The sequence below is a fragment of the Pedobacter sp. AC212 genome (assembly GCF_979258625.1).
The window spans coordinates 893397-906713 of sequence record NZ_OZ409870.1 but is presented as its reverse complement, the minus strand read 5'-3'; the positions used below and the strand labels follow the sequence as shown (position 1 = coordinate 906713).

The 13317-nt window shown below is 35.9% G+C and carries 17 protein-coding genes and 1 tRNA gene; 14 read left to right on the top strand and 4 right to left on the bottom strand.

The features are described from left to right. The first annotated feature begins 41 nt into the window (after window positions 1-41). From ACZZZC_RS03940 to ACZZZC_RS03920, 5 genes are all read left to right on the top strand, one after another. Window positions 42-284 (top strand): GIY-YIG nuclease family protein, encoded by a 243-nt coding sequence (locus tag ACZZZC_RS03940; RefSeq protein ID WP_463484932.1) that lies wholly within the window; start codon window positions 42-44, stop codon window positions 282-284. A gap of 3 nt (window positions 285-287) precedes the next feature. Next, window positions 288-372 (top strand) — tRNA-Ser (locus tag ACZZZC_RS03935). A 161-nt stretch (window positions 373-533) separates the two neighbouring features. Then, window positions 534-2678: a S9 family peptidase gene (locus ACZZZC_RS03930; protein ID WP_463486629.1), complete on the top strand. Its 2145-nt coding sequence runs from the start codon at window positions 534-536 to the stop codon at window positions 2676-2678. A 109-nt stretch (window positions 2679-2787) separates the two neighbouring features. Further along, the gene (locus tag ACZZZC_RS03925; protein WP_463484930.1) at window positions 2788-3540 is read left to right on the top strand and encodes a peptidase associated/transthyretin-like domain-containing protein; all 753 of its coding nucleotides are present in this window, start codon (window positions 2788-2790) and stop codon (window positions 3538-3540) included. A gap of 32 nt (window positions 3541-3572) precedes the next feature. Then, window positions 3573-4250: a Rossmann-fold NAD(P)-binding domain-containing protein gene (locus tag ACZZZC_RS03920; RefSeq protein WP_463484929.1), complete on the top strand. Its 678-nt coding sequence runs from the start codon at window positions 3573-3575 to the stop codon at window positions 4248-4250. Window positions 4251-4328: 78 nt separating this feature from the next. Here the strand turns inward: ACZZZC_RS03920 and ACZZZC_RS03915 are convergent, their stop codons facing one another. The 3 genes from ACZZZC_RS03915 to pnuC form a co-directional block, all read right to left on the bottom strand. Beyond that, entirely contained in the window at window positions 4329-4508 is a 180-nt protein-coding gene (locus ACZZZC_RS03915) for a hypothetical protein (protein WP_463484928.1), read from the bottom strand. A 127-nt stretch (window positions 4509-4635) separates the two neighbouring features. Further along, a complete protein-coding gene (locus tag ACZZZC_RS03910) occupies window positions 4636-5604 on the bottom strand; it encodes an AAA family ATPase (protein ID WP_463484927.1) in 969 nt (322 codons plus the stop codon). Then, a complete protein-coding gene (gene pnuC, locus ACZZZC_RS03905) occupies window positions 5601-6158 on the bottom strand; it encodes a nicotinamide riboside transporter PnuC (RefSeq protein WP_463488227.1) in 558 nt (185 codons plus the stop codon). Before pnuC ends, ACZZZC_RS03910 begins: the two co-directional genes overlap by 4 nt. A gap of 381 nt (window positions 6159-6539) precedes the next feature. Between pnuC and hflX the strand changes: the two genes are divergently transcribed. The 8 genes from hflX to ACZZZC_RS03865 all read left to right on the top strand — a co-directional run bounded on the left by hflX (window position 6540) and on the right by ACZZZC_RS03865 (window position 11318). Next, window positions 6540-7730: a GTPase HflX gene (hflX, locus tag ACZZZC_RS03900; protein WP_056848287.1), complete on the top strand. Its 1191-nt coding sequence runs from the start codon at window positions 6540-6542 to the stop codon at window positions 7728-7730. 85 nt (window positions 7731-7815) lie between these two features. Next, a complete protein-coding gene (gene rbfA / locus ACZZZC_RS03895) occupies window positions 7816-8193 on the top strand; it encodes a 30S ribosome-binding factor RbfA (RefSeq protein WP_056848286.1) in 378 nt (125 codons plus the stop codon). Between the two features lie 5 nt (window positions 8194-8198). Beyond that, entirely contained in the window at window positions 8199-8834 is a 636-nt protein-coding gene (trhA, locus tag ACZZZC_RS03890) for a PAQR family membrane homeostasis protein TrhA (RefSeq protein WP_463484925.1), read from the top strand. Further along, the gene (locus ACZZZC_RS03885) at window positions 8834-9529 is read left to right on the top strand and encodes a peptidoglycan DD-metalloendopeptidase family protein (RefSeq protein WP_463484924.1); all 696 of its coding nucleotides are present in this window, start codon (window positions 8834-8836) and stop codon (window positions 9527-9529) included. The genes trhA and ACZZZC_RS03885 overlap by 1 nt, the downstream gene beginning before the upstream one ends. A 131-nt stretch (window positions 9530-9660) precedes the next feature. After that, window positions 9661-10314: an energy transducer TonB gene (locus ACZZZC_RS03880; RefSeq protein ID WP_463484923.1), complete on the top strand. Its 654-nt coding sequence runs from the start codon at window positions 9661-9663 to the stop codon at window positions 10312-10314. After that, window positions 10315-10710: a hypothetical protein gene (locus ACZZZC_RS03875; protein WP_463484922.1), complete on the top strand. Its 396-nt coding sequence runs from the start codon at window positions 10315-10317 to the stop codon at window positions 10708-10710. A 48-nt stretch (window positions 10711-10758) separates the two neighbouring features. Continuing rightward, the gene (locus tag ACZZZC_RS03870) at window positions 10759-10947 is read left to right on the top strand and encodes a hypothetical protein (RefSeq protein ID WP_463484921.1); all 189 of its coding nucleotides are present in this window, start codon (window positions 10759-10761) and stop codon (window positions 10945-10947) included. Next, window positions 10944-11318 carry a type II toxin-antitoxin system death-on-curing family toxin gene (locus ACZZZC_RS03865; protein WP_463484920.1) on the top strand — a complete coding sequence of 125 codons (375 nt, stop codon included), beginning with the start codon at window positions 10944-10946 and terminating at the stop codon, window positions 11316-11318. The genes ACZZZC_RS03870 and ACZZZC_RS03865 overlap by 4 nt, the downstream gene beginning before the upstream one ends. Window positions 11319-11356: 38 nt before the next feature. On the opposite strand, the gene ACZZZC_RS03860 is transcribed toward ACZZZC_RS03865, so the two are convergent. Continuing rightward, the gene (locus tag ACZZZC_RS03860; RefSeq protein WP_463484919.1) at window positions 11357-12211 is read right to left on the bottom strand and encodes a diacylglycerol/lipid kinase family protein; all 855 of its coding nucleotides are present in this window, start codon (window positions 12209-12211) and stop codon (window positions 11357-11359) included. A 60-nt stretch (window positions 12212-12271) separates the two neighbouring features. Between ACZZZC_RS03860 and ACZZZC_RS03855 the strand changes: the two genes are divergently transcribed. Beyond that, window positions 12272-13246, top strand: coding sequence for an App1 family protein (locus tag ACZZZC_RS03855; RefSeq protein ID WP_463484918.1), 975 nt, complete (start codon window positions 12272-12274; stop codon window positions 13244-13246). The last annotated feature ends 71 nt before the right edge of the window (window positions 13247-13317 follow it).

The window sequence follows — 13317 nt, the reverse complement described above, 5'->3', positions numbered from 1 at the left end:
ATAGTATTTAAATAGTTTGTATACTTATTTTAAAATATAGTATGTTTTATAGTTACATTCTAAAAAGCTTAAAAGATGGAAGATATTATTATGGCAGTACCGAGAATTTGGAAGCAAGACTGATTAAACATAATAAAGGAGATGTGAAATCTACAAAAGGCAGACGACCTCTTATTATTCATTTTCATGAAATGTTTAGTACAAGAGGTGAAGCTTTTAGAAGAGAACAATATTACAAATCGGTAAATGGTTACAGTTATTTGAAACAAGAAAAAATTATATAATCCGGAGAGGTGTCAGAGTGGTCGATCGAGCACGCTTGGAAAGCGTGTGTACTTAACGGTACCGCGGGTTCGAATCCCGCTCTCTCCGCAAAATGCTATCTTTTTTAAGATGGCATTTTTTATTTAAGCTGTTAGCGTAACCTAGCTTAAGCTTATTTTAGAAACCTTAATTTGTATTATTCTTGCTAAATTAATCTGATCTCACGAAACACTCTTAATTTTATCCCAAAGATTAACCAACTGACTATTATGAATAAATATTGGCTAACTGCAATTGCCCTGTCCATAATGACTTCGGCAGATGCGCAGCAGAAAGTTTTAACCGAAAAAGATTATGAACATGCGGAAAGCTTTATGGCTTACAACACTTCTAAATACATTGATAGTGTAGGTGTTACACCCAATTGGCTTGAAGGTGATAACTTTTGGTTTACTATTAAAAATGCTAATGGTACACAAACCTTTTTGGTAAATCCTGACAAGAAAACGAAAACCTTAACTACAGAATATGGAAAAGGTTTGGCCTCGCCTCCTCCTACTGCAAGAAGAAGGGGCGGTGGCGATGAAGTACTTTCTCCTGATGGAAAAAAAGCCATTTTGATTAAAGATTATAATTTATATGTGAAAGATGTGGCATCAAGCAAACTCACTCAGTTAACTACTGATGGCGTGAAAGATTATGGTTACGCAACTGACAATGCTGGTTGGAGACATAGCGATGCGCCGATCTTACGCTGGTCGCCAGATTCTAAGAAAATTACAACTTTCCAGCAAGACCAAAGAAATTCGAAAGATATGTATTTGGTAACCACCAATGTTGGTGCTCCAAAATTAGAGACCTGGAAATATCCATTGCCGGGAGATAAAGAAATCCCTACCATCAGACGTGTGATTATCGATATCGAAACCCCAAAGGTAATTTCTTTAAACATTGCACCTGATCCGCACCGTGGTACTTTGAGTGATGACATTTCGAGCAGTGGAACTTTTGATGATATTGATTGGAAGGCTGATGGATCGGAAGTTGCTTTTGTATCTACCTCGAGAGACCACAAAAATGAGAAATTTCGCATCGCAAATGCAAGCACAGGTGATGTACGAGAAGTATTTGAAGAAACCGCAAAAACACAATTCGAATCGGGTCAAGGCACCATTAATTGGAGATACTTACCAGCAAGCAAAGAAATAATTTGGTATTCTGAACGGGATAATTGGGGTCATTTATATCTTTATGACGCCACTACGGGCAAAGTAAAAAATCAAATTACAAAAGGAGATTGGGTAGTTACAAGGTTGCTTAAAGTGGATGAAAAAACACGTATGCTTTATTTCATTGCCAATGGTCAAGATAAATTGAATCCCTATTTTGGCCACTTTTTTACGATTGGTTTCGATGGTAAAAACTTAAAAGATTTAACACCAGAACTAGGTAACCACATGGTTACTTTCTCCCCATCAGGAAAATTTTTCATCGATAATTATTCTCAACCTAACGTTCCAGCGAATGTTGTTTTAAAGGACATAAATGGCAAGGTAGTTAGCGAACTAGCTAAAACGGATGTTTCGAGATTAACAGCAACAGGCTGGAAAGCGCCTGCACCAATTACTGTAAAAGCCAATGATGGCAAGACTGACATTTACGGTTTGGTATTTACGCCATCAAAAATGGATGCCACTAAAAAATATCCGGTAATCGATTACATTTATCCAGGTCCACAAGGTGGAAGTGTGGGCAGCTGGTTCTTTTCAGCATCGCGTGGCGATAACCAAGCTTTAGCAGAATTAGGTTTTATTGTAGTGGTACTTGAAGGAACAAGTAACCCAGGTCGATCTAAAAGCTACCACGACATGAATTATGGCAATATGGCCGAAAATACATTGCCGGATCAAATCACTGCGATCAAACAACTGGCTACCAAATACCCAATTGATACGGCCAAAGTTGGTATCTGGGGGCATTCTGGCGGTGGGTTTGCAACAGCGGCAGCAATGTTCCGCTACCCAGATTTCTTTAAGGTAGGAATATCAGAATCAGGAAACCACGACAATAGAAATTATGAGGATGATTGGGGCGAACGCTACAATGGATTAGCAGAAAACGTAGATTATGCAGCGCAAGCCAATCAAACTTATGCCAAAAATTTAAAAGGAAAGCTGATGTTGGTTCATGGAATGATGGATGATAACGTACCACCTTATAATACTTTATTAGTTGTGGAAGCTTTACAAAAGGCTAATAAAAGTTTCGATTTAGTGATTTTCCCGAATAGTGCACATGGTTATGGTCCGTATTCTGCTTACATGATGAGAAGAAGATGGGATTATTTTGTACAGCATTTATTAGGAGCTGAGCCGCCTAAAGATTATAAAATGGTCGGCACAGTGATTAAGTAACACATACAAAAGGGTTTTGATAGTATCGAAACCCTTTTGTATTTCCAAACAAGGTTAATCTATGTTAAAATTTTAATAGACATTTAATTATCCTTTAGATTAGCTAGCAATGAAATATTTCTTCTTCTTTGTGCTAATCATGATCTCCAATCGCTTATTTTCCCAACAAATTAGCGGACAAGTGTTGGATCATATTTCCAGAATTCCGATCGAAAATGCGGTAGTCAAATACGGAAATGAAGTAAGCATAACCTCGAGTACCGGAAAATTTTCATTTCCGAAAAATCCGTCTATCCAAATTTTAAAAATTAATAAGTTAGGCTATGAAGAAAAGGAATTAAATCTAAATAACAACTTTAAAGATGTAATCGTCCTTTTGCGTTCGGTTGCTATCAATTTAAATGATGTTACCATTTATTCTAAAAGAGATTACCTTAAAGACTCGTTGCAGATACGGGAAGATTTCGCAAAGGTTTTCGCTTATAAAGACCCATCCATTAAAGATGTACTGGTTAAGAAAGGTTTGCGCTATAAAACGCCAGGATCAAACCTGGTTTCCAACTCCACTTCCTCTATTTTAAGTCTGGATGTTTTAAGAACAATTGGTTTACTCACAAAGAATAAAAATTCACTTTCAAAATTAAAGAAAGTGCAGTTAAAAGATGAGGAAACAAATTATATCAATAATCGTTTCTCACCAGAAAAAATAAGTTCCATCACTAAACTGGAAGATGATTCATTAAATAATTTTATTGAAATATATCGTCCTTCTGCTGCCGAAATTAGAAAAATGAATGATTATGAAATACTGATGTATGTGAAGCGAAGCTACGTAGATTTTATTAAGCCAAACAAAGATTAACTTTAAAAGTTAATTATTAAACATCAATTTAAATGGGAAAAACGAGATCACTTAACAACGTTATTATTACCGGAAGCACAGGTATGGTTGGCGAAGGTGTATTAATCCAGTGCCTAAATAACCCCGAAATAGATTCAATTTTGGTAATTAACCGGAAACCATGCGGTTATGTTCATGCTAAACTTAAGGAAATTGTTCACCAGGATTTTTTTAATTTCAAAGCTATCGAAGATGAACTGAAAGGTTACAACGCTTGCTTCTTCTGTCTTGGTATTTCATCAGTTGGGGTTGATAACGATACTTATTATCGCATGACTTATACACTTACGATGCATGTTGCAGATACTTTGGTTAAGTTAAATGATAATATGACTTTTTGTTATGTTTCTGGCAGTGGAACAGATATAAATGGAAGATTAAACTGGCAGAAGGTAAAAGGTAAAACAGAAAGCGAATTAACCAAATTACCTTTTAAGCAGGTTTATCACTTCCGCCCGGGTTTTATCAAACCACTTAAAGGACAAAAATTTGCCCACAATTTTTATAAGTATATCAACTGGATGTTTCCTATTGGAAGAAAATTTTTCCCGAATGGTTTTTGTACGATGACCGAACTCGGAGATGCGATGATTAATACATTATATTATCAAAGCGAAAGAAGAATTTTGGAAGGAAAAGATATTATTAAGCTGGCTAAAGAATTTTCTTGAAATCGAAAATTAATGAAGTAAAACGGAAGATGGTTTTGGGCTCTTAACCCGTACCAATCTTCCGTTTTGAATTTTACGCTATTTCTTATTATCAACTTTACGTTGATTATCTTTATTCGATGTTTGATCGGAACGCTGACCTCCACCATTCATTATTCCCTGCATTTTCTTGTCAACTTTTACATCGTGATTTGCTCTGTCTGCAATCGAACTTCCTTGGGTTGTAGGATTGTTCTTAGGTGTATTTACATTTTTCATGGCAATAAATTTTAAGTTAAACATTTATTCCGAGCGCCATTATATTAACCGACTATTACTGATTATGTTTTATTTTTTTTGAGGATGGAGTCGGCAATCCAACTTCCGATAAGTATACTATTATATTTTAATGTTGAAAAAATTGATCAATAATGGATTTAACTTTTGCTTCCCGTTGCTGATAATTTCCACTAATTAGATTATAATTTATCCCTCGGCTTTCTAATTCGGCCTTAAATAAATTGAACATTTCTTGCCTTCTATCGCCGAAATCCCTTAAATCATCGGCTACCCATTCCACATCAATATCCAACAAAAAATATAAATCGTAAACAATTTCATTTTCAAGCACCGTTAAAACTTCTGGCACAACACCTAAATAATGCTGCGAATAAATTTTGGTAGTGATTAAATCTGTATCGCAAAAAAGTACTTTGTTAGCAATTTTTGTTTTTCCCTTTACTCTTTCCGTTTGTGCAAAGCCAATCTTAATTATATCATCAACAGAAATATCATTCGATGATATCAGCTCTCTTGCCACTTCAGGAACAAATTCTGTTTGATAATGTAGTGCCATTTTTTCTGCCAATGTTGATTTTCCGGTACTTTCAGGTCCATAGAAGCAAACTCGTTTTACAAAATGCGGCTTAACTACATCAGGAATGAATCTCCAATATTTAAAAGGATTGGTTCGAATCATCGTTGCCGAAACTGGAATCTCCATTCGTTTAAAATCGCATAAAATATGCACAGCTTCCAGATTAAAGGCAAAGGGTTCTCCGTATTCTTCTGAACTAATAAGCACATCAATTTTCGGATAAACCTCCCTCATGCGATTTGCCCAAATTTTAGTACGAGGCATAAGTGCTAATGCTTCATCATCAAAATCATCAGCAATTATGCAAGGCTTGATTTTAGGTTCTGATTTAAAAATTTCTTTGATCCAACTAAATCTTTTTTCAGCATCAATGGGATCTTGGTGAGTAAAGCTCATGGAAACAATAAGTTCATCGCAATGCGATGCGGCAAATTGTATTAACCGAATATGTCCATTGTGAATAGGCATAAATTTTCCAATTACCAAACCTCTTATCATTCGGTTTTACTGTAGCTTTTATATTCTTTAATCCAATTCCATAAAGCAAAGGCTGCAATGATGGTGAAAAGAATATATTCGACACCAAAAAACATTGCGCCTTTCAAAAAGTATAAATAGGTCGCTACAACATCAATCATTAGCCAAATAATCCAACATTCTATTCGCTTTTGAATCATTAAAAATGTAGTAATTACACTCATCACTAGAATAAATGAATCGACAAAGGGATAGGCGCTTGGCAGGTTAAAAACAAATGGGAACCAGTTATGTAACTGTCCGGCCAGTGTACCGATTAATACTGTTCCAACTATACCGACAGCTAAAAAGATCAGAAACTGCTTTCTGGGCATAAAGCTTATCTTCAACTGTTTCTTTATGTCTTCTTCTTCCGGCTTCGGATTGGCCCATCGCCACCAGCCGAGAATGTTGGTAACGAAAAAGAAACCCATTAAAAACATATCAGGATAAAGCTGTATCTGGTAATAAAAAAAGCTGATAAAAACACATTGACAATACCTGCCGGCCAACTCCAGATGTTTGCCCTTGCAGATAAAATAACCGAAATAACCCCTGTAACTACTGCAAAAAATTCGAGATAGCTCATCGGGTAATCAAGAACTGTAAAAAAGATGCTTTTGGTACTAAAAAAATCCATCCTCAAGTTAGATAAGTTTCAATCTAAATTAGAACATAATATTGTAGTTAGATACTGAAGGTTAAACAAAAATTGAAAACCAAATGTTGTTCAAACTAATTAACCGATAAGTTCTAACCGAATCCTTAATCAATTTCGAGATTATAATTCAATTAAATGGCAAACGGGCTTAAGCTATTGCTTTTTACCAGACTTATTGTTTGAATGTAAGTTGTTGCCAGCTGTGTATGCTTAGCCAATTTTCAATTTGCAAAATTTGTATCTTTGTACATATTACATGGGAAAACAAAAATTTTATGATACTGCGATTAAGCAGGAACGAGCCGTTTTGGTTGGCGTTGTTACTCCAGGAGAAAAGGAAGAGCAAACAAAAGAATATTTAGATGAATTGGCTTTTCTTGTTGATACAGCAGGAGGACAAGTAGAGAAAGTATTTACTCAAAAAATGCTGAAGCCTGAGCGGGCAACATTTGTGGGTACAGGAAAGCTAGAGGAGATTAAAGCTTATGTAAAATCGGAAGAGATTGATACCGTTGTTTTTGATGACGAACTTTCACCCTCACAGTTGCGGAATATTGATCGTGAGTTGGGTGTAAAAGTTTTAGATCGAAGCAATCTGATCCTCGACATTTTTGCCAGCAGAGCCCAAACGGCACAAGCAAAAACGCAGGTAGAATTAGCTCAACTTCAATATGTATTGCCACGACTAACGGGTATGTGGACTCACTTAGAGCGCCAAAAGGGTGGTATTGGTATGCGTGGACCTGGAGAAACGCAAATTGAGAGTGATAGACGTATTATTTTAAATAAGATTTCGCTACTGAAGGAGCGGTTAAGAAATATAGATAGACAAAACGAAACTCAGCGAAAAAATCGTGGTCAGCTGATTCGCGTAGCTTTAGTAGGATATACCAACGTGGGCAAGTCTACTATCATGAACATGCTTTCCAAATCGGAAGTATTTGCCGAAAATAAGCTTTTTGCCACGCTGGATACTACGGTTAGAAAAGTGGTAATTGAAAACTTGCCTTTCTTACTTTCAGATACTGTTGGGTTTATCAGAAAACTACCCCATCATTTGGTAGAGTGCTTTAAATCGACCCTTGATGAAGTTCGCGAAGCTGATTTATTGATTCACGTTGTAGATGTTTCACATCCAAATTTCGAGGATCAGATTAACACTGTAAACGAAACACTAAAAGATATCGGCGCCATTGATAAGGATATGATTTTGGTGTTTAATAAAATTGATGCCTACGTTTCGCCAGAAGTGGAAGATGAGGACGATGATGGTAAATTAAGCATTGATGAATTTAAGAAAAGCTGGATGAGCCATGGAAAGGTCCCAGTGTTATTTATATCGGCTACAGAAAAAGAAAACATTGAAGAGTTTAAAACATTGTTATATGATAAGGTAAAAGCGGCACATGTAGCCAGGTATCCTTACGATAGCAATTTGTTATATTAATTAAGAATCCGTCGTTGCGAGCCATCAGCAATCTATTTGCAAGTAAGATTGTTTGGCATCTCTCAATGACGAAAAAATAAAATTTATGGAAAGTAAACGTCAGCAGAAATTTGCAGGAGTACTACAAGAGGAGTTAGCACAGGTTTTTCAGCGTGAGGGTGGAGCATTTTTACCGAATACGCTGGTAACGATTACACGTGTTCGCGTATCGCCAGATTTGGCTGTAGCAAAGGTATATTTGAGTTTTTTTAATACTACCAATACTACTTTATCCATTAATACGGTAAATGCTCATGCTGGTGAAATTCGATATAAACTAGGCGCCAGAATCCGCCATCAGGTTAGAGTGGTGCCAGAGCTTACTTTTTTTGTAGATGATACAAATGAATATGTAGAGCGCATGGATCACTTGTTTGATAAAATTGCTAAAGAACCGAGACAAAAAGAAGAAGGCGAAGAATAGTTATCGTGAGAAAATTAAGAGAACCGGTAAACTTCTTTACACATTTTATACCCGCATTGGTAGCGATACCAGCGGGTTATTTTTTGCTCCAAAAATGCGAAACACCAATTCAATTCACCGCAGCCTGGATTTACAGCATTGCTACATTTATTTTGTTTGGCGTAAGTGCCACTTATCACGGTTTTCCTGCTAGTGATTATGGTATTCGCTTTTGGCAAAAATTTGATCATTGCTGCATTTATTTGATGATTGCAGGATCATATACCCCGACTGCCCTACTAGTTTTTGATGGATGGTTACGCTGGAGTTTATTTGCTATTGTATGGTTAATTGCAATAATTGGTTGCCTTTTAAAAATTTTTAACAAACTCAAAAGCACTGCTATATCCCTCGCCATTTATATTTTAATGGGCTGTTTAATTGTTCCACTGCTACAAAAAATGCTCGGCACATTGCCCTTGGGAGCCATTTTTTGGTTATTATTCGGTGGCATTTTCTACATCGGTGGCACGTATTATTACGCAAAGGATAAACAAATGTTTCGCTGGATGCATAGCCACGAGCTGTGGCATCTCTTTGTTATTGGAGGTGCATTGTCACATTACATTTATAATTACGTTTATATTTTTGATCAGCTTTAATGAAAACCTTTGAACAAATTATTAACGAAAATGCATCTGCCATTCAAAAAATTGTCGACTTTAATCTTAAACAAGATCAACTTTTACCCCTCGATTTTACTGACTCGAATTTAGAATTGACTGATGCAATTTTAAACGATACAGATGTTTTTTCTGAGTGGATTAACCAAAAACTCATCGCCGCTAAAGCTCGCTATGGTATCGGCGGTTACAATGAGCACCGTACGATTTATTCGCGAAGTGCTCATTTTAGTAGTGCAGAAGAACCCCGGCGGTTACATTTGGGGGTAGATATTTGGGGCGAAGCTGGAACTTCAATTTATAATTTTTACGATGCCGAGGTTCATAGTTTTGCCAACAACAATGCTTTTGGTGATTATGGTGCCACAATTATCTTAAGCTACAATATCGAGGGTTTCAAATTCCATGCGCTTTATGGTCACTTGAGTTTAGCATCAATTAACCATTTGAAAGTAGGCAAAATGATTTTAGCCGGAAAAAAAATTGCCGAACTCGGCATTAAAGAAGAAAATGGCAACTGGCCACCTCACCTTCATTTTCAACTGATAAAAAATATCGAAAACTACGAAGGCGACTATCCTGGCGTTTGTAAGTTTAGCGAAAGAAACCAATACCTGGGGAATTGCCCAGACCCGAACGTGATCTTAAAATTTACGTTTAACAGGCAACAATAAAATATTCGAAATAATCTGGCATAACTGATTTAAACATTATTAACCTTCCTGTTGTTATCTTTTTACAATTGTGACGTTTATATTCCACGAAAGCATATCTGCAGTGCGACTAAAACCGTAAATTAGTAATTATGAAAAGGCTAGTTACCATCTTTTTAATATTTTGCTGTTCGGCTGCGATGGCACAGTTGCAATTTAAAACAGGCAAGGATGGTTTTACGAATTTCTTAAGAGAAAAAACCATTTACCCCTCATTTTCAAAAAATAACTGTATCCAGGGTACCGTAAACATCAGTTTTAAATTAGATGAAAAAGGAAATGTTTATTCCTCACGAGTAACCAAAAGCATTTTAAGCGAATTGGACGAAGAAGCATTGCGGTTGGTGAGGCTAAGCAGTGGTAAATGGAAAGTTCCTGTCGGTTATGATACCACAACAGCAGTGATAGTACCCGTTAATTTTAAGCTTTCTGGTTTTAATTGCGAAGGTAAATCGAGTAGAGATATGCAAGATGCCATTCGTAGTTACCAGGCGGAAGAAGGTTTGACAAATTCTGTGATTAATTTTTATAAAAACATTGATCAGGCAAAACCAGGACAAGAAACACAGATTATTGCTATTAAAAACCAGTTGGGTATTGACGACGATTATTTAAATGAGCGAATTGATAACGGCTTAAAAAAAATTAAACAAGGTGATAAACAAGGTGCTTGCGAAGATTTTTTGTTTGTAAAAAATATGGGTAGTAGTTTAGCAGATCAGTATCTTGCCAAATACTGTAACTAAATGAGAACTGCCACTAAGTTTTTTGCCCTGTTAGATGTTATTAGCATTTTACTCCTTGCTAAACAATTTTGGGCAATTATTACCCATATTAATGAAATACCCGATCAACTTTTATCTCAAATTAGAGTTGTTTTAACGCTTCCTATGTTTTTGTCGTTATTTCTATCGGCAGTTGGCTTATTTCTTTTCAAAAAATTTGGTTTTATTACCTACTTTATCCAATTCTCATTCAGGTTAATCGTTTGGATATTTTCCATTGGCTTTATAACCTTTTTGCCCGAGATTTTAAATTTAGGCGACCGCTGGTTCGATATACTATTTAAAATATGTTTTATTGCTGAGTTTTTCAGACTCTACTTTACCATTCAAATCTATCGGAATAATAGCCTATCATAAAATATGCTAATATGATGTTTTGAATAAATAAAACTATTAAATTTGATTATGACAGCAGTAGAAATCAAAAAAGAGATAAACAAGGCTTTGGATCAAGTTCCAGAAAAGCTTCTTGTTGATATTTTGGATTTAATTAAAGAAGTTCAACTAGAAAGAACTTCTAATTCAACTTTGACTTCAAACTTTAAAAAAATTCTATCCGAAGATAGTGAGGTACTTCATAAACTTGCTCAATGATTTCAATCAAGGAAACCGAAATTATACACAACATATTAATTGATAAGTTTGGAGGAAGTAAAGGAGTTCGCGATTTTGGTTTACTTGAATCTGCTTTAGCTAGACCCTTCGCTACATTCAACGATGAAGATTTATATCCAACACCAATAGAGAAAGCTTCAGCTATTTTAGAAAGTATTGTGATAAATCATCCTTTTGTAGATGGTAATAAAAGAACTGCATATACTTTGATGCGACTCATCTTATTAGAAAATGGATTAGATATTACAGCTGGTCAGCAGCAAAAATATGATCTGGTAATCTCTGCAAGTATGGGGGAATTTCGTTTTGATGATATCAGGAATTGGATCCAGAATAATTTAAAAAAATAAAAAACCGCAAAAATATTAATAAAATTTCTTAATCTATTTTACACGATAACCGTTATCGCAGCGGGTAAAATATGGGCTTCAACCGTATTTATTTTACCTATATATTCGCCATCAACCTGAAAATGAGCCTTGTGTTTGGAGGAAATTTTAATTGCCGATGTTTGGAAAATTTCTACTTTTTTAGGGTTAAATGGAAGGCGTGTAATCCAAACTTTCAATATCTCCAGGTATGAATAATCTTTAACCAAAACGATTTCAAAAAGTTCATCGTCCAACTTTCCATCAGGATTAATTTTTAAGCCCGAGCCATACATCGTCGCATTTGCAATGGCTACCATGGCTGCTTTCGATTTAATGGTCTCGCCCTTAATATTCAGTTCAACATCCATGCGTTTATGATTCCATAAGGCATGCCATGTCGCTTTAGCATATCCCCACATTCCACGCCCGGGCAAAGTATCAAACTTCTTTACCAAGTAAGCATTAAATCCCAGATCAGATAGATGAATGCATATTTCCTCATTTATTTTAACCACGTGGATCTTTTGGGCTTTCCCATTTTTCAGTAAATCAAGTGCTTCGGTAATTTCCTGAGGTATTCCCAGCTCCTTGGCCATCCCGTTTGCAGATCCTGCGGGGATAATCCCAATTGGAATTTCTTTATTTAACAAACACTCGGCCACCAGTTTCAACGTTCCGTCTCCGCCAACGGCAACCACACGGTCGGGTTGCGACTGTTCGATTTTAGCTTTTATTTTATCTAACGAACAATCATCTGGCAATTCAAAAAGTTCGATGCTCACATCTCCTCCTTTGAAGTGAGTAGAAATTACTTCTTTTAAATTAATATCGTGACTTCCAGAACCTGGATTAATGATAAATAGCAATTTCATGTTTTAGCCTTAAATGCGTTACTTCACAAACAACTTTTAATTCACTCTGTTTTAACTTCGATGAATAAATCTGTAAGCGTAAAAATTTACCATGGCTATGGCCACAAACATAACCTCGTAGTTTACGGCCATGTTTTTAAAAAAAGGGCTAAAACATCTCAAATTTACAGCAACAATATTTTCGTAAATATTATTCATCTACTGAAACTTTTCATCTTAAAACCCTATCCTTTAGTTAACATTAGGTTGCAGTTTTTCGATCAAACCATTTACAATAAAACTGAAAAAGATGGTTTCTTTAAATTTGAATGGGAAGCGCTACACGATGTAGAAGCGGGCTGGCATTTTTTAAAAGTTGAAGCTTTAGATGAAAATAACCAGGTTTTAGCTGCTAACGAGGGCAAAGTTTATGTACCGCACATTACACAGTATGCTTTCATTTCTGATATTGATGATACCGTTATGATTTCACACTCGGCTACTATCGGAAGAAGGTTGAGAGAACTTTTTATCAAAAATCCGCACACCAGAAAAACATTTCCAGATGCCTCCAGTCATTACCAGCAGCTAGCGTTATCCCATACCGAAAAGAACCAGCCTAATCCTTTTTTTTATGTAAGCAGCAGCGAATGGAACCTTTACGATTATTTGGTGGAAACATTTAAGTTTAACAAATTGCCAGATGGTGCTTTTTTACTGAACACTTTAAAACGCTGGAGCGATTTAATTAAAACCGGTAAAACTGGTCATGAAGGTAAATTGCTCCGGGTAATGCGTATTTTGGATGCCTTTCCGAACCAAAAGTTTATTTTTTTTGGCGATAATTCACAGCAGGATCCATTCATATATGCCTCCATTGTTGAAAAATATCCAAAAAATATCGAAGCGGTTTACATTCGAAATATTCGTCCTGAAAAAGAAAATGAAACCCGCGAACTACTTCAGAAAATAGAAGCGAAAAATGTTTGTGCCTGCTTATTTAAAAATAGTAATGAGGCCATTGCGCACTCTAAAAAAATTGGTTTAATACAATAGTTTTTGGAGCGCAATATCTTGTTTTCATTGGGTAATTTGTTCCCGCTTTTCATTTCATGCCTCGCTACGCT

Bases quoted from the DNA above. Each gene is read 5' to 3' on its own strand.
- ACZZZC_RS03940 (WP_463484932.1), top strand. From the start codon at position 42: ATGTTTTATAGTTACATTCTAAAAAGCTTAAAAGATGGAAGATATTAT.
- ACZZZC_RS03930 (WP_463486629.1), top strand. From the start codon at position 534: ATGAATAAATATTGGCTAACTGCAATTGCCCTGTCCATAATGACTTCG.
- ACZZZC_RS03925 (WP_463484930.1), top strand. From the start codon at position 2,788: ATGAAATATTTCTTCTTCTTTGTGCTAATCATGATCTCCAATCGCTTA.
- ACZZZC_RS03920 (WP_463484929.1), top strand. From the start codon at position 3,573: ATGGGAAAAACGAGATCACTTAACAACGTTATTATTACCGGAAGCACA.
- ACZZZC_RS03915 (WP_463484928.1), bottom strand. From the start codon at position 4,508: ATGAAAAATGTAAATACACCTAAGAACAATCCTACAACCCAAGGAAGT.
- ACZZZC_RS03910 (WP_463484927.1), bottom strand. From the start codon at position 5,604: ATGATAAGAGGTTTGGTAATTGGAAAATTTATGCCTATTCACAATGGA.
- hflX (WP_056848287.1), top strand. From the start codon at position 6,540: ATGGGAAAACAAAAATTTTATGATACTGCGATTAAGCAGGAACGAGCC.
- rbfA (WP_056848286.1), top strand. From the start codon at position 7,816: ATGGAAAGTAAACGTCAGCAGAAATTTGCAGGAGTACTACAAGAGGAG.
- ACZZZC_RS03885 (WP_463484924.1), top strand. From the start codon at position 8,834: ATGAAAACCTTTGAACAAATTATTAACGAAAATGCATCTGCCATTCAA.
- ACZZZC_RS03880 (WP_463484923.1), top strand. From the start codon at position 9,661: ATGAAAAGGCTAGTTACCATCTTTTTAATATTTTGCTGTTCGGCTGCG.
- ACZZZC_RS03875 (WP_463484922.1), top strand. From the start codon at position 10,315: ATGAGAACTGCCACTAAGTTTTTTGCCCTGTTAGATGTTATTAGCATT.
- ACZZZC_RS03870 (WP_463484921.1), top strand. From the start codon at position 10,759: ATGACAGCAGTAGAAATCAAAAAAGAGATAAACAAGGCTTTGGATCAA.
- ACZZZC_RS03865 (WP_463484920.1), top strand. From the start codon at position 10,944: ATGATTTCAATCAAGGAAACCGAAATTATACACAACATATTAATTGAT.
- ACZZZC_RS03860 (WP_463484919.1), bottom strand. From the start codon at position 12,211: ATGAAATTGCTATTTATCATTAATCCAGGTTCTGGAAGTCACGATATT.
- ACZZZC_RS03855 (WP_463484918.1), top strand. From the start codon at position 12,272: ATGAATAAATCTGTAAGCGTAAAAATTTACCATGGCTATGGCCACAAA.